The organism is Clostridium sp. DJ247, assembly GCF_014231265.1.
On the sequence record NZ_JABAIW010000007.1, the window covers coordinates 71,926 to 92,317 of the forward strand.

Consider the following 20,392-nt stretch of genomic DNA (forward strand, 5'->3'; position numbering starts at 1 on the left):
CTGAGTCAACTTATTAATTACTATAATTAATTGTGAAGATAACTTTACCTTCTGAGTTTTTCACTTGCATCTTATTATTTAAGTTTATATTAAATGAGGACACTGTCCAATTTTCTGTATGCGATTTATTATAGTTGTTATCATCATAAACATTTACTTTTAATTTTAAACTGTCATTATTTTTTTCAACAGACATAATTTCCTGTTTTTTATCTGGTATTTCTAAAACCGTAAACATTTTACCACTATTAACATTAAGTAGATATAAATTTCCACCCTTAGATACAGTTCCATGTGCAGACCCTATTACAACTAATAAATTCTCCCCATCAGCCCATTGTATAAACTTAGGTGAAATTTTTTCGTTATCTTGAATTTTAAAACTAAATATATCTCCACTATTATTTTTTACAAATATCTGACCTACTCCTTCTTCTATGGCTTCAGGTCCTTTACCCTCTACACAGGCACTATATGTTCCAGAAGGACTACTTTTCCACGGTGTATTAAACCTTGCTTTTGATCCTTTTTCAAGCTGCTGCTTTACTATTTTAGGCACATTACTATTATTCATGTTAATAACATTAATTTCATTAGTTCCATTAGTTTCATTTTTTTCTTTATTAGACTCATTAGTAGTAGAATTATTATTACCACTGGTATTTTGTTGTTGAGATGTTGGTTCACTACTACTATTAGAAGTTGTTTTATTCTGAGATGCTGCACATGCAGTTAAAGCTAGAGTCATTATAATTGATATAGAACATAATGCATATACTCTTTTATTCTTAAAGTTTTTCATAATAAATTCCTCCTTAACCTATATAAACTTATCTAAATATTTAACTTAAATTTTATATATATATTTTATATTATATACTAAAATATATGTTTACAGTTGAATTTTTCTCAAATAAAAAACCTGAACCAAGATTTTACTTAGCTCAGGCTTTTGTATACTTTTTAGTTTTCCATTATTAATTGTTTTGCTCTTAACATGGAAGATGCACTCATTGAGAATTCATCTAATCCATATTCAACTAAAGTAGGAATAGCTTTTTCATCTCCAGCCATTTCTCCACACATTCCACACCATTTACCTTCTTTGTGTGCAGCTTCTATTGTCATCTTTATAAGCTTTAAAACTGCTGGATGCATTGGGTTATATAAATATGATATCTTTTCATTCATTCTATCTGCAGCTAAAGTGTATTGTATTAAATCATTTGTTCCTATACTGAAGAAATCAACATGCTTTGCAAGTTCATCAGCATAAACTGCAGCAGCTGGTATTTCTACCATTATTCCTGTTTCTAAATTTTCGTTAAAGTTTTTACCTTCTTTTCTTAGCTCTTCCATACAGGCTTTAAGTATTTCCTTAGCTTGTAGGAACTCTTCTAATGAAGCTATCATAGGGAACATTATCTTAATATTTCCAAAAGCTGATGCTCTAAGTAATGCTCTCAATTGAGTTTTAAATATATCTTCTCTATCAAGACAAAGTCTTATAGCTCTGTATCCTAGGAAAGGATTCATTTCTTCTGGTAATGGTAAATAAGGAAGTTTCTTATCTCCACCTATATCAAGTGTTCTTATAATAACAGGTCTTCCTTCCAATTTTTCAGCAGCATATTTATATGACTCGAACTGTTCTTCTTCACTTGGCATATCATCTCTATCCATGTATAAGAATTCTGTTCTGAAAAGTCCTACACCGTCTCCACCATTTTCTATTACTTGATGAACATCTTCTGGCTTTCCTATGTTTCCAACAACTTCTACACGCTTTCCAGCCTTAGTTACAGTCTTAACACTTATTAATTTCTTTAATTCTTCTCTTTCTTTTTCAAAAGCTTCTTTCTTTGCTTCATAAGCTTTTATTGTTTCTTCATCTGGATTTACTATTGCTATACCTTCAATACCATCTACTATTATAGTATCGCCATTCTTAACAGATGAGGTTATATCTTGTAGTCCAACTACAGCTGGTATTTCTAGAGTTCTAGCCATAATTGCACTATGAGAAGTTCTTCCACCTATGTTAGTTAAGAAAGCTACTACTTTACTTTTATCTAATTGTGCAGTGTCTGATGGTGTTAAATCATGAGCAACAACTACTGTGTTAGCTCCCAATTCATCTGAATCAGCAGATATTTTTCCTGCTAAGTTAGCAAGTATTCTCTTACCAACGTCCTTTACGTCTGCTCCTCTTTCTCTCATATATTCATCTTCCATTGCTGCAAATATTCCTGCATACATTTCTATAACATCTTGAAGAGCTTTTTCAGCATTTATACTGTTGCCTTCTATTCCCATTTCAACTGCACCAGTGAATTCTGGGTCATCTAATAACATTATATGGCTTTCGAAAACAGCAGCTTTGTCTGCTCCCATTTCTCTTGCCGCTTTTTCTTTAATTTGTGATAGCTGTTGTCTAGATGCCTCTACAGCCTGCCCAAATCTTGCCTTTTCACCTTGTATGTCTTCTATTTTCTTTTCTTCAACTTTTACTTCGCTGTCTTCCTTTATTACTACTGTACCTATTGAATATCCTTTTGAAGCTGCTATACCTTTTTTCATCTTATTATATCCTCCTTGAATTTTTTCATTATTAAAAGCTATATTAAAATTAAGCATTATTATCTATATTACATAAATATATTTTAGCAACTTCCATGCCAAAGTATAGATAAAGAAGATAACTTCATATAATTTATTAACTTTATGTTGCACAAAGCTTAATATTTCTAAACAAATTAAATGATTAATTTAAATTTTTATATTTTATAATCTAAAAATAAAATATTTTGTCGAAAGTATATTGATAAAAATTATCAGGGTACTTTTGTTTTTATGTACTGGCTTCTTACATTTTAATTTGTTACACTAGAATTATCAACAAATTTCATGTATTATAGTAATTGATACTTTTTATCATACTATTATTTATATTTGATATTTTTTATCAAACAGAGGTGAATTATGTATACAAATAGTATAATTGTTCCTATTCATAATGGAATTCATACACGAATTGCTGCAACTATAGTTCATAAAGCAACTGAACTTAAACATAAGTATGGTGTTAACCTTTATATTAAAAACTCATCAACTAAAGATCCTTTAGCTATTAGTATGCTAGCTTTGCTTTCTTTAAAAATAAAACAAGGTGAAATAATTGAAGTTTCTTGCAGAGAAGATTCAAATAAAGGCCAACATGCTGTTTTAGAGTTATGTAATCTCATAACTAAAGATATATCTAATAATAACTCTATTTTGTCAAAAATAGATGATATTATAGAAGAAAACACTATTGCATATGAGCAAATAGTTACTAATATTCCCGTAGGTATATTAGTAATAGATGTTAACGGATATATTACTGCAATGAATGATTATGCTCTGAAAATTGTTGGTAAAGAACTAAATGATGTAATAGGACTGTTTGTAAAGGATGTTATTCCAACTTCTGATTTACCTAACATAATTAAGTCAAAGGAACGTAAAGTTGGAGAAACCCAATATATAAATAATCATTTAGTTATTACAAATAGATCTCCTATTTTCTCTAACAATAGAATTATTGGAGCATTGGGAGTATTTCAAGACATATCAGAATTAGTAGGAATAAAAGAATTAAATGAAAAGTTTGAGAAAATACTGGAAGCCTCTCATGATTTAATATGCTTTGTAGATGAAAGAAGAATTATAAGCTATATAAATCCTTCCTACGAGAAATACTTTGGAATAAAAAGCTCTAACATTGTAGGAAAAGACTTATTAGAGGTGTCTCCTAATGGTTTAAGACTAAAAGTATTTAATACAAAAAAACCTGTAGAAAATGTAATAGTTAAAAATTATTTCAATATACTATCTACTGTAGAACCTATTTTTATAGATGGTGTATTTAAAGGCGTTATTTCCATTTCAAAGCCTATTAATGAGTTAAGGGATTTAGTTGAAAAATTGGAGCAATCTGAAGAAAGATTAAACTACTATAAAGAAGAACTTAATAGACATACAAAACTAAGTAGCTCCTTTAATTCAATAATAGGTTGCAGCAGTTCACTTAAGGATTGTCTTATTATAGCAGAAAAAGCATCTAAATCGACTTCTACAGTTCTTATTCGTGGTGAGAGTGGTACTGGTAAAGAGCTTATTGCACAGGCTATCCATAATAGTAGCGATAGGCAGGACAAGCCTTTTGTAAGAGTTAACTGTGCTGCTATTCCAGAAAATTTACTTGAGAGTGAGCTTTTTGGATACGAAAAGGGTGCTTTTACAGGAGCTGTAAAAAGTAAACCTGGTAAGTTCGCTATAGCTAATGGTGGTACCATATTTCTAGATGAAATAGGTGATATGCCAGCCTTAATGCAGGTTAAACTATTGAGAGTTCTTCAAGAAAAAGAATTTGAGAGTGTAGGTAGTGTTACTACTCAAAAGGTAGATGTAAGGATAATAGCAGCAACAAATAGGAACTTAGAAGAGATGATAAAAGAACAAAGCTTTAGGGAAGACTTATACTATAGGCTAAATGTTTTAAATATACTGCTTCCTCCTTTAAGGAACAGAAAACAGGACATAAATCTTTTAGTAGAACATTTTATTCATAAGATAAATAATAAAATAAATAAGAATATATCAGGTATAGATAAAAAATCCCTTATGTATCTTCAAGAATATCACTGGCCAGGCAACATAAGAGAACTTGAAAACATAATAGAGAGAGCCATAAATATGTGCGATGGAACTATAATAACTGAAAAAGATCTTCCTTTTTATATAAAAAATGAAGAATACGAAAGTGGGAACTTGGTAAAATTAAAAAATGGTGAACTTCTCACCCTTGAAGAATATGAAAAAGAGATCATAACCTTAGCAATGAAAAAATATGGCAGTTATAATAAATCTGCCAAGGCTTTAGGTGTTACTCATCGTACTATATCATTGAAATGTAAAAAGTATGATATAGAAGTTGATTAACAAGGTATAGGGTGCTCTTATAGCGCTTTATACCTTTTATTTTATCCATTGAACTACCAAATGATACTACTTGCTGAATTAATTCAATATAGATAATCATAACTTAAATTTAACTTATACGTAGGAATATGCTGCCAAAACTGATGACACTTTTAAAAACTTTTTTATTAGTCTTAGTGAAGTGTTTTTGAAAATCTTAGAAGCTTTGATATAGTTGAAAGCCTGAATGGCTTTCAACGAGCGACTTATCAATGGTAATTGATAAGTTGGTCCGGACTGAGGTACGAGTTTATCAAAACTTCTTATTTTATATGAAACTCCTCTTCCTTACGTCAGATGAGTAAGCGATTCGCACAAAATCACAGATTTTGGCTCTCTGCTTAAAACACGAACTTTAGACTAATTAAAAGTTTTTAACGTGCTGAAGTTTGGCAGCATATTCGGTCGTTTAAGTTAAATTTCGGGCGTGGTTATCTATAGACAAAACCACATTTCAATTAATTTCACTTTATTATATTCTGAAACTCCTGAGAATCTTTTACCGGATTAAAGTCTTCCTCTTGTTCAGCAATTATTTTAATATCTGGTGACATGTCAACAGCAGTTTTTAAATACTTTACAGTATTCTCTACATCACCTCGTCTTCCATAAATACTTGCTTTCCCGTAATAACTCCATATATAGTTCTCTATTTCTAAATCCTTATCGTACCAATTTAGAGCATCATCATAGTCACCATGAAGTTCATAAGCTAAGGCTTTATTAAATCTGGCATATCCAAAATCAGGTCTTATTTCCAATGCTTTATCTATATCTTTCATACCCTCTTCGTAGCTTTTACTATAACATAGTGCTATTCCTCTTATATTGTAAGCTTTATAAAAGCTGTTATCCTCTTCTAATATTTTGTTAGCAATATTTATTGCTTCTTCATACTTTTTATCGCTAAAGGCTTTGTAACTTTCTTCATATTTGTTTTCTAAGAGTTTATTTTTTTCTTCTTTTATAACTTGTTCTTCATTTTTTCTTATATTTATTTCTTTATGTTTGTTATCTTCTGGACTTAATATTGTTGGACTTTGCTGACTATTTATATTCTCGTTATTTTTTATAATACTGGTATTGATTTTTTCTTTATAAGCTATGCCAATTACTATAAGTGTTAACATACAGAATAGTATAAGCTTTTTTTTCAATGAAAACCTACCAAATAAGTAATTTGATAAATTATTATATCTATTTCTTAACCCCAATGTTACTCCTCCTATTGCTATTTAAATCTTTGTTAACTTTAATCCTTATAGTAACTAATTATACTATAGATAAATAAGAATTATAAACAATTTTATAAGTTTGTATAATATAGATAGTTAACTGTAAACCTAATCCTATCTAATTTACTAACTTAACAATAATATTAATATTCTAAATGTACGTTATATGCAAAAGTGGCAAATTAGCATTTGATAAATTAATTTTTAGAATTAACTTTCCATTTATGTAAACCATTGTATTTATTATATATAATATGTTACTAATAATACTAATATAATTATATAGAAAAAATGCTATTATTTATTAAGGAGGATGTCATGAATAAAAATAACCTTCCCAAAGTTGCTTATTTTTGTATGGAATATGGCTTAAACTCTGATTTTAAAACATATGCTGGCGGTCTAGGAATACTTGCTGGTGATCATCTTAAGGGTTCAAAAGATATGGACTTGCCTTTAATAGGAATCGGTATAAAGTGGAAACAAGGATATACAGATCAAGTCATCGATAAATCCGGCCAGCCTTATGATACTTATTATAACTATAAATATGACTTCTTAGAGGATACTGGAATTAAAGTTACAGTAAGAATAAGAAACGTTAATGTTGTATGTAAGGTATGGAAAAATGAAAAATTTAATAATAATCCTATCTATCTCTTAGATACAGACTTACCTGAAAATGAAGATGCTTGGATAACAGGACAACTATATGGTTGGTTTGGAGAGGAAAGAATAGCTCAAGAAATGGTACTTGGAATAGGTGGGATTAGAGCCATAAGAGAATTAAGTCTACCTATTGACGTATACCATTTCAATGAAGGACATGCTGATTTTGCGGCTCTAGAGCTTATAAGAGAAAAAATGAGCTCTGGATATAATTTTGAAGATGCTTGGAAAATTACCCGTGAAGAAGTTGTCTTTACAACACATACTCCAATAATACAAGGAAACGAATCTCATCCAATAGATAAGCTAGAATACATGGGTGCTTTTAATGGTTTATCCAGAGATCAAATGATACGCATAGGCGGAGATCCATTTAATATGACTGTGGCTGGATTAAGATTATCAAGAAAATCAAATGCAGTAGCACAGCTTCACGCTGATACTGCAAACAAGATGTGGAAGACTGTAGCCGGTAGAAGCGAAATAATAGGAATAACAAATGCTATACATACCCCAACCTGGGTTGATGAAAGAATTACTAAAGCTTTTAATGAAAATGGTGATCTGTGGTCTACCCATATGGAAATAAAAAATGAGCTTATTGATTTCATTTATAAAAGAAGTAACATTAAATTGAATATAGATAAACTATTAATAGGTTTCTCAAGAAGAGCAGCTCCATATAAAAGAAGTGATTTAATATTTACAAAACCTGAAACAATTGACCCTCTCTTAAATATTGGAATAGTACAGATAGTGTTTTCCGGTAAAGCTCATCCTCTTGATGATACAGGAAAAGCTATTGTAGCAAATTTAGTTTCAATGATGAAGAAGTATCCTAATAGCGTAGTATTCTTAGAGAATTATGATATGAATATTGGTAGAATACTTACAAGAGGCTCTGATGTATGGCTAAATAATCCGAGGAAGCCTTTGGAAGCTAGTGGTACTTCTGGCATGAAGGCAGCAATGAATGGCGTTCTTAATTGTTCTATATTAGACGGATGGTGGCCTGAAGCTTGTGAGGATGACATAAATGGTTGGCAATTCGGTGATGGAAAATCTGTGGAGGATTTCTCTACTTTAAGAGAATTAGATGAACATGATTGCAATGCACTTTACCATACTCTTTTAAATAGAGTTATTCCTACTTATTATAACAACAGAGATAAATGGGTAGCTATGATGAAAGAAAGCATAAGAACTACAAAGAAATATTTTGCTGTTGAAAGAATGCTTACTGAATACTATGAAAAATTATATATAAAGGAATCATAACAAATGTGATCACCTATACTTATTACACTTTTTTTAAGCATAGGTGATCATTATTTTTTACACAGCAAGTTTTTATATGTACAAAATTATTTTATAGAATTAAGATATGCGCTTTGACCTAATTCATAAAGATTATTACCTTGCGAATCAATAACTACTACAACAGGTAAGTCCTCTACTTCTAGTTTTCTTATAGCTTCAGATCCTAAATCTTCATATGCAATTAATTCTGAAGTTTTTATTGACTTACCCATTAATGCAGCTGCTCCTCCTATAGCTGCAAAATATACAGCATTATTTTTTTTCATTGACTCTACTACTTCCTTAGATCTAGATCCCTTTCCAATCATTCCTTTTAAACCTATATCTAACAAGCTTGGAGCATAGGAATCCATTCTATAACTTGTAGTAGGTCCTGCTGATCCTATAGGTTGCCCTGGTTTGGCTGGACTTGGTCCAACATAGTATATAATTGAGTCCTTAACATCTATAGGAAGACTTTCTCCCTTATCTAAAAGCTCTACAAGCCTTTTATGTGCAGCATCTCTTGCTGTATATATTATACCTGATATTAGCACACTATCTCCAGCTCTCAGATCTTTAACTTTATCTGAAGTTAGTGGGGTTGTTATTCTTTTATCCATGTACTATATACCTCCATCATTTAAATAAAAAACTAAAGTCATAACTACTAATATTAGATTTTCCGTCTACGAACCTAAGCATATATGTATTTTAGTATAAAATAATATCTTATAGCTCTACTTCTGCATGCCTTGTAACATGACAATTTATATTTACAGCAACTGGAAGCCCTGCTATGTGTGTAGGGTAAGTTTCAATATTTACTGCTAATGCTGTAGTTTTTCCACCAAACCCTTGTGGTCCTATACCCAGTGCATTAATTTTTTCTAGAAGTTCTTTCTCCAAATCTGAGTAAAAACTATTTTCGTTTCTTACTGTTAACGGTCTTAGTAATGCTTTTTTAGCTAAATATGCTACTTTATCAAAGGTTCCACCAATTCCAACACCAACAACTATTGGTGGACATGGATTGGGTCCAGCTTCCTTTACTGCATTAATTACAAACTCCTTTACTCCTTCCACTCCATCCGAAGGTTTTAACATTTTAAGTTTACTCATATTCTCTGACCCAAACCCCTTTGGTGCTAAGATTATCTTTAATTTATCTCCAGGAACTAAAGAATAATTTATAACTGCAGGAGTATTATCCTTTGTATTCACTCTATCTAGAGGATCTTTTACCACAGATTTTCTTAAATATCCTTCTAAATATCCTTGTCTTACGCCCTCATTTATAGCGTCCTCTATAGAACCACCTACTATATGAACATCTTGCCCTATCTCTACAAATACACAGGCCATACCAGTATCTTGGCATATTGGCATATCTTCATTTTTAGCTATGTCTACATTAGTAAGTATTTTATCTAAAATACCTTTTGCCATAGGCCAGCTTTCTTCCTCATACGCTTCTTCAATCTTTTTCTTTACATCACCAGAAAGATAATAATTAGAATATATACATAGTTTCTTTACTTTCTCTGTTATCTGTAGTGTATTTATTTCCTTCATAATTATATAGCTCTCCTTTTTTACAATTTTAATAGCAAAATTTAATACTGTTTTTATATGTTGTTTTTAACGAGATCCTAATATACTCAAAGCTATTAAATATATAAATATATAAATATATAAATATATCTAAAAAAACAGTATTAAATAAAACTATCTTTGCTATAAGTATTTTATTTCTTACAGTACGATTTATCAACAGATTATTTACAAACCTGCAATTCGTAATTTGAACTAATATAAAAGATTTTTAAACAGAACGATGCAGCTTCAGAGTAATTTTAAATATAATATTTATACAAAAGTTTATGAATATACAATATATATATTGTATATTACGAATTGCAGTTACAAACTACTTTTGATATTTTAATTCTATTAGCTTTGATTTTAGAGCTTTTATGGAGTTATCATCTAAACTGTATAAGAATCTATGTATTTCCTTATGGTTTAAAACATTTTCCTTTACATCATTATATCTGCCCGGTGAAACTATAATTACATCGGAGTTATTTATAATTTTTCTCAACTCATCCTTGTCCCAAGTATTAGTATATTGAATGTTTATATTACTAAGTCCAGCTTTTTCTAATGCTCCTCTAGCCTTAAACATAAATTCTTGCGAGATACATATAAATGCAAACCGTGCATCTTCAGGATATCTAGCTATTTTTACTATGGTTTGTAAATCTACATTAATAGCTACACCTATTACTTCCTTCTTGAAGGGCTTAGTTAACTTAACAACTTCATTTACATGATTAAATGTAGCTATAATAACTTGACAATTCTCTACTATATGTTTATTTTGGTTATTTATGTTTCTTATATCCTCTAAAGTAAATGGCACTACATTCATATTAGTGCTATCAGTTAACTGTTTACTGAACATTTTAGCCTGTTCTATGTTACACTCTACATATAGCGCTGTTATTTTACTCATAAGTTCTCTTTTTTCTTTTACTCTCTGAGCAACTATTTCTAAAAATTCATCTGCATCTATGCCAGTTTCAATAGCTTCTTCAAATCCTAAATCTATAAATTTAATTATTTTTTCTTTTATATTTTGAGCCTTCCAAGGATTAGCCTCTTCTGCTACAAATGTACCTCTGCCTTGATATGATTTTAATACACCTTCTTGCTCCAATTCATTATATGCAGTACTTACAGTATTCCTGCTAACCTTTAACTTCTCAGATAGCTCTCTCTCTGTGGGCATCTTATTCCCAACCTTCAATGTACCACCTTTAATAAAATCCATAATTTGCTTTTTAACTTGAAGATAAAGAGGTACTCCGCTTTCTTTGCTCACTTTAATATCTATAGTAATCACCTCAGAATTTAATTGGATTAATGGACTAATCCATTTATTCAACATAATGATAACACACTAAAAAGTAGACATCAATTATTTTTTTCCAGATAAATATCAGTAAAACTATGATAACTACGATAATGCTAAAAGATCTGTCTTAAAAGTAAAAACACATGCATGTTTTTTAATGGTCTTGATAATTATGCTCGATATAATAAAAACACTATCAGTTTATTAGAATTCAATAAACTGATAGTGTTAATCTTTAATTATAAAAGATTATTAATAAATCCTTAAGTAAAAATATATCTTGAGAAAGCCTTTTTATTTGTTACTGAGAATAATAAGCTTTTACAGATTTAACTATAGAATCTGCAATTTTATCTTGATATTCATCACTTTTTAATTTTCCTTCTTCCATAGGATTGGATAAAAAACCACATTCAACCAATACACTTGGCATTTCATCATTTACTCTCAATACCTTATATGAATCTAATGCTGGTTTTTCTTGCCTATTATTAGACATATCTAAATCTGCTTTAAGATTCTGTTGAACTATTTTGGCTAGTTTCTCACTATCCTTATTTCTGGAATACCATACTTGCGCACCATAGTATTTAGATTCTGGAAACATATTTAAATGTATACTTATAAACATATTACAACTAGATTCCTTCTTCATTTTAGATCTATTATTTAAATCTTCTATCTTTTTCTTTCTTATTTTTCCCTCATCTGTATAAAGACCTTTGTCTTCTTCTCTAGTTAACATTACCTTATAGCCTTCCTTTTGCAGTTTATCTCTAACCTTTAAACTTATTTTTAAATTTATGTCTTTTTCCATAATCCCACTAGGTGATACAGCTCCCCCGTCAATACCACCATGTCCTGGGTCTAGTAAAATAAGTATATCCTTAGTCTCGCTAAGACTAATCTTATTACCTAATGCAAATATAGAATATTTTACATTAGCATAAAATATAGAAGCTAAACTAAAAAATATAACACAAACTACAATTAACAATTTAGTATTTTTTAAATGCAACTTTCCCCCTCCTAAACAAAACTTCATATATATTTTATGCACCATTGTAGTATTTTAATAAATATATTTGTAACAAATAAAAAAAGAGAGGAATTTCCTCTCTTTTCTTTATCTCTTTGAGAATTGTGGAGCTCTTCTTGCTTTTTTAAGACCGTATTTCTTTCTTTCCTTCATTCTTGGATCTCTTGTTAAGAAACCAGCTTTCTTAAGCTCTGGTCTTAAATTTTCATCAGCTTTTAAAAGTGCTCTTGCTATTCCGTGTCTTATAGCGCCTGCCTGACCAGTATATCCGCCACCATGTACATTTACTAATACATCAAACTTTTCTTTAGTTCCAGTAAGAACTAATGGTTGATTAAGTATAACTCTTAAAGTTTCTAGTCCAAAGTAAGTTTCTGCATCTCTTTTATTTATTACAACTTTACCTTCACCAGGTACAAGTCTTACTCTAGCGATTGATTTTTTTCTTCTTCCTGTTCCAAAATACTGAACCTTAGCCATTTTTTATCCTCCTTCCAGCTTCCAATTAATACTTAAGTTCTAATACTTCTGGTTTTTGAGCTTGTTGATTGTGCTCAGCACCTCTGTATACTTTTAGTTTCTTAAGCATTTGTCTTCCTAATACTCCCTTTGGAAGCATTCTTCTAACTGCTTCTTCAAATACAAATTCAGGCTTTTTGCTTAAAGCTTCTCTGTATGGAGTTTCTTTTAAACCACCTGGATATAATGTATGGTGTCTTAACATTTTTTGATCTAATTTTTTACCAGTTAAAACAACCTTCTCTGCATTTATTATTATAACGAAATCTCCAGTGTCAACATGTGGTGTAAATGTTGGTTTATTTTTTCCTCTTAATATTGATGCAACTTGACTTGCTACTCTTCCTAGTGGTTTTCCAGCAGCATCAACTACATACCATTTTCTTTCAACTTCTTGTGGTTTTGCTATGTATGATTTCATCATTTTCCCTCCCTGAACTCATCTACATAAAATTCTTACGTTCTTCTATATAAAGACCCGGGGCTAGTGGATCTTCTATACTTTTTAATACAACGTTTATATTATAATACAACTTGCCTGGTGTGTCAATAAATTTAATTATTACAACTAATAATTTAGTTATTTTATAAAAACATATAATTTTTCCATATCATATTATACTTATAGTCCTCTAATAAAATACTTCTTCCAAACATAATCCACTAGCAGGTGCTGATTTACCTGCTTTTGCTCTATCTTTAGAACAAATTATCTCTGGAATATACTCTGGCTTAAACCTGCCTACTCCAACTTCTAGAAGTGTCCCAACTATTATTCTTACCATATTGTATAGAAAGCCATCTCCAATAATGCTGAAGCTAATAATATTGTTATTTTCCAGAACCTTCAACTCTTTTATTGTTCTAACAGAAGTCTTAACTGAACTACCCTTGTTTTTAAATGCCGAAAAATCATGGGTACCTATAAAATATTTTGCCGCTTCTCTCATTTTTTCAATGTCCAGTTTTCTATAAAAGTAGTGGACATAGTTTCTTCCAATGGCAGGTCTTTGAGGTCCATTAACTATAGTGTAAACATACCTTTTTGCTATACTATTATATCTAGCATGAAAAGCTACTGGTACTTCTTCGGAACTTAAGACAACTATATCTTGTGGTAAAAATCTATTAAGCGCTCTCTTGAAGTTTTCTCCGGGTATATTGCTTTCAGTAAAAAAGTTACATACAAATCCTTTTGCATGTACTCCAGCATCGGTTCTACTTGACCCTGTTACTTCTACTAAAGATCCTGTTATACTTTCTATTGCTTCTTCAACTTTTTCTTGAATAGTAGTAGCATTATTTTGTTTTTGCCACCCTGCATAATTTGTACCATCATATTCTATAATTAGCTTTATGTTTTTCATTAATGCCACATCCTGCTCCATATAGATACACCTACTAAAGCAAGCATGATGACTGATGCCGTAATATCCCTTGTTGTAAGTCTTAATTGCTTCATTCTTGTTCTACCTTCACCGCCCCTATAACATCTGGCCTCCATAGCCATAGCCAATTCATCTGCTCGTCTAAAGGAGCTTATGAATAAAGGCACAAGTATAGGAATTAGGTTCCTTGCCCTTTGCATAAGATTTCCTGATTCAAAGTCTGCTCCCCTAGCCATTTGTGCTTTCATTATCTTATCAGTTTCATCCATAAGAGTAGGAATAAATCTTAGTGCAATAGTCATCATCATTGCAAGTTCATGGGCAGGTATCCCTATTTTCTTAAATGGATTTAATAATCTTTCAATTCCATCCGTTAATTCTATAGGTGAAGTAGTTAATGTCAGTAAAGATGTGCCAACAATTAAAAAGATTAGTCTTAAGACCATAAACGCCGCCAAGGTTAACCCCTCTTTATATATGGTTATGAATTTCCAATGATAAAGAGGCTCTGAGCTTCCACCAGTCATAAGTACATTTATTAAAGCTGTTATTAATACTAAAATCAGTACAGGTTTAAGGCCCTTATATATATACGTAAACTGAACTTTAGAGATGATTATTGAAAGTAAAGTAAATGCCACTATAAATATGTACCCTTTAAAGCTATCTACTAGAAACAAATCTATTATATATATTAAAGATATTATTATTTTAGTTCTTGGATCTAGCTTGTGTACAAAAGATTCACCTGGTACATATTGTCCTATTGTAATATCTTTAATCATTTACTAACTCCCCTAACGTTTATTTAATATTTTTAATATTTCTTCTTTCGCCTGATCTATAGTAAATACACTATCAGGTATATTAAAACCTTTTTCTCTAAGGCTTCTTATGAGATATGTTACATGAGGTACTGCAAGACCAACACTTTCTAATGTATCTATCTCTTTAAACACTTGATTTGGTGCTCCATCAAGTATACATTTTCCTTTATTCATAACTAAAATTCTATCTGCAAGCTTTGCCACATCTTCCATACTATGTGATACCAGTATTATTGTCATTCTGTATTCTTTGTGTAACTCTTTTATTTTTCCTAGTATATCATCTCTTCCCTTTGGATCCAGACCTGCTGTTGGCTCATCTAGTATTAATACTCTAGGTTCCATAGCTACAACACCCGCTATTGCTACTCTTCTTTTTTGGCCTCCACTTAATTCAAATGGTGACTTATTCTTATAGCTGTCATAATCTAATCCAACTATATTCATAGCTCTTCTTACTCTTTTATTTATCTGTTCTTCATCTAATGCCAAATTTTTAGGTCCAAATGCAATATCTTTTTCAATAGTCTCTTCAAATAGCTGATATTCTGGATATTGAAATACAAGGCCTACTTTTTTCCTTATAGAATTTAGATTTGCTTTTTTCTGTGTTATATCAAAATCATCTATAACAATTTTCCCTGAATGTGGCTTTAAAAGCCCATTGATATGTTGAATAAGTGTGGATTTACCAGAACCAGTATGACCAATTAATGCTACAAATTCTCCATCATTTATAGTGATACTTACATCATCAAGTGCCTTTTTCTCAAAAGGTGAACCTTTCATATATATATGAGTTAAATTCTCTATCTTAATCGACATAATTCATCCACCATTTCATTTATAGTTAATATATTTTCATTAATACTGCTAATACCACTATTTTTTAATTCATAAGCCAGCTCTGTCATTTGTGGCACATCAAGTCCTATACTTTTCATCTTTCTAACTTGACTAAAAATATCTCTAGGTGTACCTTCCATCATGACCTTACCTTCATCCATAACAATAATTCTATGGGCTTCTGCTGCTTCTTCCATATAGTGAGTAATGAGTATTACTGTCATACCATACTTTTCATTTATTTCTTTTATAGTTTTTATTACTTCTTTTCTTCCTGACGGATCAAGCATAGCTGTAGATTCGTCAAATATTATACATTCTGGTCTCATAGCTAGTACTCCCGCTATAGCAACCCTCTGTTTTTGACCTCCTGATAGAAGGTGAGGAGCATGCCTTCTATAGTCATACATGTTTACTTTCTTAAGAGACTCATCCACTCTAGATTTAATTTCTAATGGTTCTATACCTAGATTTTCTGGACCGAACGCTACATCTTCCTCAACAATAGTTGCTACTATTTGGTTATCCGGGTTTTGAAACACCATACCTGCCTTATTCCTAATAACCCATGTATTATTTTCATCTGCTGTGTCTAGTTTACCTACATGAACTTTCCCACTGTTAGGAATGAGTAATGCGTTCATGTGCTTTGCTATAGTTGACTTACCTGACCCGTTTCTACCTAGTATAACAAGGAATTCCCCCTTGTTAACCTGAAGATTTATATCATTTAGAGCCAATCTAGTGTTATCTTGGTCACTATTTTCATACTTATAAATAACATTTTTGCACTGTATCATTATTTCTTTCATAGAAACACCCCGCTAACTTAACACATAAATACTATATAATTCATTAAGATAAGCGATTTTATTAGAGTTATACTTTATTTCATACTAATATAATTATTTGCTATAATATTATAGCAAAATGGGGATTAAGCTAGCCTTAATCCCCTTAATATTATACTAACTCTAGTATAACTACTTCAGCTCCATCGCCTCTTCTTGGACCTACTTTATATAGTCTTGTATATCCACCGTTTCTTTCAGCATATTTAGGAGCTACGTTATCAAATAAATTTCTTACTACTTCCTCTTCAGTTACAAAAGAAAGCACTTGTCTTCTAGCATGAAGATCTCCTCTTTTTGCAAGAGTGATCATTTTTTCAGCTAAATTTTTCGTTTCCTTTGCTCTAGTTTCTGTTGTTTCAATTTTTCCATGCTTTAAAAAACTAGTAACAAGGTTTCTAAGCATTGCTTTTCTTTGGTCAGTTGGACGACCTAATTTACGGTATCCTGCCATCTCTATACCTCCTTACTTTTGCTCTTGTTTAAGTATAACAAATACAAGTTATTACTCTTCACTTTGTTTTAGTGATAACCCTAATCCTTCAAGTTTTTGCTCAACTTCCTCTAAGGATTTCTTACCTAAGTTTCTAACTTTCATCATATCATCCATAGTTCTTTCAGTTAGTTCTTGAACAGTATTTATTCCTGCTCTCTTTAGGCAATTATAACTTCTAACAGAAAGATCCAGTTCTTCAATAGTCATCTCTAGAACTTTCTCCTTCTTATCTTCTTCCTTTTCAACCATTATTTCGACATTATTTGCATGATCAGTTAATGTCATAAATAACTTAAAGTGCTCTATTAATATTTTTGCTGATAAGCCTATGGCTTCATCTGGCATTATAGTGCCATTAGTCCATATCTCTAGAGATAGCTTATCATAATCGGTGATTTGACCAACTCTTGTGTTTTCTACCACAAAGTTAACTCTTTTTATTGGAGTATATATTGAATCTACTGGAATAGTACCTATTGGCATATCCTCAGATTTATTCTTAGTTTGAGAAACATATCCTCTGCCTCTATTAATAATTAATTCCATATATAACTTACCATCATCATCAAGGGTTGCTATATGTAAATCTTTATTAATTACTTCAACATCTCCGTCAGTCTTTATGTCTCCAGCTGTAACTTCTCCAGGTCCTTGAGCATCTATATATATAGTTTTAGGACCATCACCGTTCATCTTTAAAGCTAAGCCCTTTATGTTTAGGATTAGCTCTGCAACATCCTCTTTTACTCCACGAACTGTTGAAAACTCGTGAAGTACTCCATCTATTTTAATATGATTAGCAGCAACTCCAGGCAATGATGAGAGAAGAATTCTTCTCAATGCATTACCAAGAGTTGTTCCATAACCTCTTTCTAATGGTTCTACCACAAATTTCCCATAGGTACCATCTTCACTAACTTCAACACATTCTATTTTAGGCTTTTCTATCTCTAACATGAATATAACCCTCCTTCTATTTATCTATTAATTTATTTTGAGGGCAACTGATCCTATATCAATTATTTGCTATATAACTCAACGATTAGTGTTTCGTTAACAGGAATATCTATATCTTCTCTTGCAGGTTCTCTAAGAATCTTTGCTTCAAAAGCCTCTGTACTTCCCTCTAACCAAGCTGGTAGTGTTTTTGGATTTTCTGCAAAAACTTTAAACTTTTCTGATGCTCTGCTTTTTTCGCTAACAGATATAACATCTCCAGTTGATACTTTATATGAAGCAATATCTACCTTTTTACCATTTACTAAGAAATGTCCATGGTTTACTAATTGTCTTGATTCGCTTCTAGAACCACCGTATCCTAATCTGAATACTACGTTATCAAGTCTTAATTCAAGAAGTCTTAATAGGTTTTCACCTGTTATTCCTCTCACTCTTTCAGCTCTTTCATAGTATTTTCTGAATTGGCCTTCTAGTACTCCGTAAATTCTCTTAGCTTTTTGTTTTTCTCTTAATTGTAGGCCATAGTTAGATATCTTCTTTCTAGCCTGACCGTGTTGTCCTGGCGCATAGCCTCTTCTTGAAAATGAACATTTATCAGTATAACATCTATCCCCTTTAAGGAATAGTTTTAAACCTTCTCTTCTGCATAATCTGCATGCTGGTCCAGTATATCTTGCCATTAAAATTACACCTCCTATTACTAAACTCTTCTTCTTTTTGGTGGTCTACATCCATTGTGTGGTATTGGAGTAACATCTTTAATTAATGTAACTTCTAACCCAGCAGCTTGTAGTGATCTTATAGCCGCTTCTCTTCCTGATCCTGGTCCTTTAACATAAACTTCAACACTCTTTAAACCATGCTCCATAGCAGTTCTTGCTGCAGTTTCTGCTGCCATTTGTGCTGCAAATGGAGTGCTTTTTCTTGATCCTCTAAAGCCTAATCCACCTGCACTAGCCCATGATAAAGCATTTCCAGTAGCATCAGTTAGTGTTACTATTGAATTGTTAAAAGTTGATTTTATATGTGCACAACCGTGTTCAACGTTTTTTCTTTCTTTTTTTCTTCTTGTCTTTTTACCCTTTGCTCCAGCTGCCATCTTTTTCCCTCCTTATACTATAAGTTATTTCTTTTTCTTAGCTCCTACAGCCTTCTTAGGACCTTTTCTTGTTCTTGCATTTGTCTTAGTTTTTTGTCCTCTTACAGGAAGACTTCTTCTATGTCTTATTCCTCTGTAACAACCAATTTCTATTAATCTCTTTATGTTAAGAGCTATTTCTCTTCTTAGGTCACCTTCAACCTTAACGTTTTTATTTATATAATCTCTAAGTGCGTTAACTTCTTCTTCGCTTAGGTCTCTAACTCTAGCATCTGGATTTACTCCAGTAGCACTAAGAATTTCTTTAGCAGTTGGTAGTCCTATGCCGTATATATAAGTTAGACCTATTTCTACTCTTTTCTCTTTTGGTATATCTATACCTGCTATTCTTGCCATTAAAATTTACACCTCCTGAATATCTAATTGGTAAGAACTAAAGTAAAACATATTATAGTAAATATATCTTAATATAAAGTTTTAGGTCAATAGAAAATAATGTATTCTATTACAGCCGCGTCCCAAAACATTATTAACTTAAAAACCAATAAATTTTAAACTTCAATCTTCTATATTAACCTTGTTTTTGTTTATGTTTAGGATTTTCACAGATAACCATTACTCTTCCTTTTCTTCTTATAACTTTACATTTTTCGCATATAGGCTTAACTGATGGTCTTACTTTCATAGCAAACCCTCCTTAATTACTTTGCTCTCCAAGTGATTCTTCCACGCGTAAGATCGTATGGAGAAAGTTCTACTGTAACTTTATCACCTGGTAAAATTCTTATAAAGTTCATTCTTAACTTTCCTGATATATGTGCTAGTATCTTGTGTCCGCTTTCTAACTCTACTTCAAACATTGCATTAGGTAATGCTTCTACAACAGTACCCTGCATTTCAATAACATCATCTTTTGACATAAGGCAATCAAACCTCCTTACTATTGTCGTAAGACTGCAAGAACTTACTTATCATTACATTATTAATTTTTTCTCCAGATAGTAGCATATCTCTTACATCTTCAGCCACTGTCATGGTAAAGGTTAAATGCTTAACCTTTTTCTTCTTAGGTTTTTCTATAGTTCTAAGGTTTCCATCACAAACATTAACGTATTTATCATTTAATACGGATAATATCATTAGGACTCTACCCTTATCTCTTCCTGCTTTAGAATAAACTACTCTTCCTATGCAGTCATTATTGTGCAACAATATATTCACC

Annotated in this window: 23 protein-coding genes; 2 read left to right on the forward strand and 21 right to left on the reverse strand. The window is 31.3% G+C overall.

From position 1 onward, the window contains the following. Positions 1–13: 13 nt before the first annotated feature. A complete protein-coding gene (locus tag HGI79_RS04665; RefSeq protein ID WP_185649498.1) occupies positions 14–802 on the reverse strand; it encodes a DUF4652 domain-containing protein in 789 nt (262 codons plus the stop codon). 161 nt (positions 803–963) lie between these two features. Next, positions 964–2,580 carry a phosphoenolpyruvate--protein phosphotransferase gene (gene ptsP, locus HGI79_RS04670; RefSeq protein WP_185649499.1) on the reverse strand — a complete coding sequence of 539 codons (1,617 nt, stop codon included), beginning with the start codon at positions 2,578–2,580 and terminating at the stop codon, positions 964–966. A gap of 402 nt (positions 2,581–2,982) precedes the next feature. Between ptsP and HGI79_RS04675 the strand changes: the two genes are divergently transcribed. Beyond that, the gene (locus HGI79_RS04675) at positions 2,983–4,983 is read left to right on the forward strand and encodes a sigma 54-interacting transcriptional regulator (protein WP_185649500.1); all 2,001 of its coding nucleotides are present in this window, start codon (positions 2,983–2,985) and stop codon (positions 4,981–4,983) included. A 503-nt stretch (positions 4,984–5,486) separates the two neighbouring features. Here the strand turns inward: HGI79_RS04675 and HGI79_RS04680 are convergent. After that, the gene (locus tag HGI79_RS04680) at positions 5,487–6,236 is read right to left on the reverse strand and encodes a tetratricopeptide repeat protein (RefSeq protein WP_395939507.1); all 750 of its coding nucleotides are present in this window, start codon (positions 6,234–6,236) and stop codon (positions 5,487–5,489) included. 339 nt (positions 6,237–6,575) lie between these two features. Here HGI79_RS04680 and glgP point away from each other — a divergent pair, with 339 nt between their 5' ends. Continuing rightward, positions 6,576–8,204: an alpha-glucan family phosphorylase gene (gene glgP, locus HGI79_RS04685; RefSeq protein ID WP_185649501.1), complete on the forward strand. Its 1,629-nt coding sequence runs from the start codon at positions 6,576–6,578 to the stop codon at positions 8,202–8,204. Between the two features lie 86 nt (positions 8,205–8,290). Here the strand turns inward: glgP and HGI79_RS04690 are convergent, their stop codons facing one another. The 18 genes from HGI79_RS04690 to HGI79_RS04775 form a co-directional block, all read right to left on the reverse strand. Next, on the reverse strand, positions 8,291–8,848 hold the full coding sequence (locus HGI79_RS04690; RefSeq protein ID WP_185649502.1) for a Fe-S-containing hydro-lyase: 558 nt from the start codon (positions 8,846–8,848) through the stop codon (positions 8,291–8,293). A gap of 109 nt (positions 8,849–8,957) precedes the next feature. Next, entirely contained in the window at positions 8,958–9,800 is an 843-nt protein-coding gene (locus HGI79_RS04695; protein WP_185649503.1) for a fumarate hydratase, read from the reverse strand. Between the two features lie 355 nt (positions 9,801–10,155). Beyond that, positions 10,156–11,178, reverse strand: a complete 1,023-nt coding sequence (locus tag HGI79_RS04700) for a GntR family transcriptional regulator (protein ID WP_185649504.1) — start codon at positions 11,176–11,178, stop codon at positions 10,156–10,158. A 268-nt stretch (positions 11,179–11,446) separates the two neighbouring features. Beyond that, a complete protein-coding gene (cwlD, locus tag HGI79_RS04705) occupies positions 11,447–12,163 on the reverse strand; it encodes an N-acetylmuramoyl-L-alanine amidase CwlD (RefSeq protein WP_185649505.1) in 717 nt (238 codons plus the stop codon). A 108-nt stretch (positions 12,164–12,271) separates the two neighbouring features. Beyond that, entirely contained in the window at positions 12,272–12,664 is a 393-nt protein-coding gene (gene rpsI, locus HGI79_RS04710) for a 30S ribosomal protein S9 (RefSeq protein ID WP_185649506.1), read from the reverse strand. A gap of 25 nt (positions 12,665–12,689) precedes the next feature. Continuing rightward, positions 12,690–13,124 carry a 50S ribosomal protein L13 gene (gene rplM, locus HGI79_RS04715; RefSeq protein WP_185649507.1) on the reverse strand — a complete coding sequence of 145 codons (435 nt, stop codon included), beginning with the start codon at positions 13,122–13,124 and terminating at the stop codon, positions 12,690–12,692. A gap of 211 nt (positions 13,125–13,335) precedes the next feature. Further along, on the reverse strand, positions 13,336–14,070 hold the full coding sequence (gene truA / locus HGI79_RS04720; RefSeq protein WP_185649547.1) for a tRNA pseudouridine(38-40) synthase TruA: 735 nt from the start codon (positions 14,068–14,070) through the stop codon (positions 13,336–13,338). Continuing rightward, positions 14,070–14,876, reverse strand: coding sequence for an energy-coupling factor transporter transmembrane protein EcfT (locus HGI79_RS04725; RefSeq protein ID WP_185649508.1), 807 nt, complete (start codon positions 14,874–14,876; stop codon positions 14,070–14,072). Before HGI79_RS04725 ends, truA begins: the two co-directional genes overlap by 1 nt. Positions 14,877–14,888: 12 nt before the next feature. After that, complete coding sequence (locus tag HGI79_RS04730; RefSeq protein WP_185649509.1) at positions 14,889–15,743, reverse strand: energy-coupling factor transporter ATPase; 855 nt, start codon at positions 15,741–15,743, stop codon at positions 14,889–14,891. Then, entirely contained in the window at positions 15,728–16,576 is an 849-nt protein-coding gene (locus HGI79_RS04735; protein WP_185649510.1) for an energy-coupling factor transporter ATPase, read from the reverse strand. The genes HGI79_RS04730 and HGI79_RS04735 overlap by 16 nt, the downstream gene beginning before the upstream one ends. Positions 16,577–16,727: 151 nt before the next feature. After that, on the reverse strand, positions 16,728–17,069 hold the full coding sequence (gene rplQ, locus HGI79_RS04740; RefSeq protein WP_185649511.1) for a 50S ribosomal protein L17: 342 nt from the start codon (positions 17,067–17,069) through the stop codon (positions 16,728–16,730). A gap of 51 nt (positions 17,070–17,120) precedes the next feature. After that, the gene (locus HGI79_RS04745; RefSeq protein ID WP_185649512.1) at positions 17,121–18,068 is read right to left on the reverse strand and encodes a DNA-directed RNA polymerase subunit alpha; all 948 of its coding nucleotides are present in this window, start codon (positions 18,066–18,068) and stop codon (positions 17,121–17,123) included. A 62-nt stretch (positions 18,069–18,130) separates the two neighbouring features. Further along, positions 18,131–18,751: a 30S ribosomal protein S4 gene (rpsD, locus tag HGI79_RS04750; protein WP_185649513.1), complete on the reverse strand. Its 621-nt coding sequence runs from the start codon at positions 18,749–18,751 to the stop codon at positions 18,131–18,133. Positions 18,752–18,771: 20 nt separating this feature from the next. Then, positions 18,772–19,170 carry a 30S ribosomal protein S11 gene (gene rpsK / locus HGI79_RS04755; protein ID WP_185649514.1) on the reverse strand — a complete coding sequence of 133 codons (399 nt, stop codon included), beginning with the start codon at positions 19,168–19,170 and terminating at the stop codon, positions 18,772–18,774. A 24-nt stretch (positions 19,171–19,194) separates the two neighbouring features. Next, positions 19,195–19,566, reverse strand: a complete 372-nt coding sequence (rpsM, locus tag HGI79_RS04760; RefSeq protein WP_185649515.1) for a 30S ribosomal protein S13 — start codon at positions 19,564–19,566, stop codon at positions 19,195–19,197. Positions 19,567–19,741: 175 nt separating this feature from the next. Next, the gene (rpmJ, locus tag HGI79_RS04765; RefSeq protein WP_039312872.1) at positions 19,742–19,855 is read right to left on the reverse strand and encodes a 50S ribosomal protein L36; all 114 of its coding nucleotides are present in this window, start codon (positions 19,853–19,855) and stop codon (positions 19,742–19,744) included. A gap of 16 nt (positions 19,856–19,871) precedes the next feature. Then, on the reverse strand, positions 19,872–20,090 hold the full coding sequence (gene infA / locus HGI79_RS04770) for a translation initiation factor IF-1 (RefSeq protein ID WP_185649516.1): 219 nt from the start codon (positions 20,088–20,090) through the stop codon (positions 19,872–19,874). 7 nt (positions 20,091–20,097) lie between these two features. Beyond that, positions 20,098–20,391 carry an RNA-binding protein gene (locus HGI79_RS04775; RefSeq protein ID WP_395939508.1) on the reverse strand — a complete coding sequence of 98 codons (294 nt, stop codon included), beginning with the start codon at positions 20,389–20,391 and terminating at the stop codon, positions 20,098–20,100. Position 20,392: the final 1 nt, after the last annotated feature.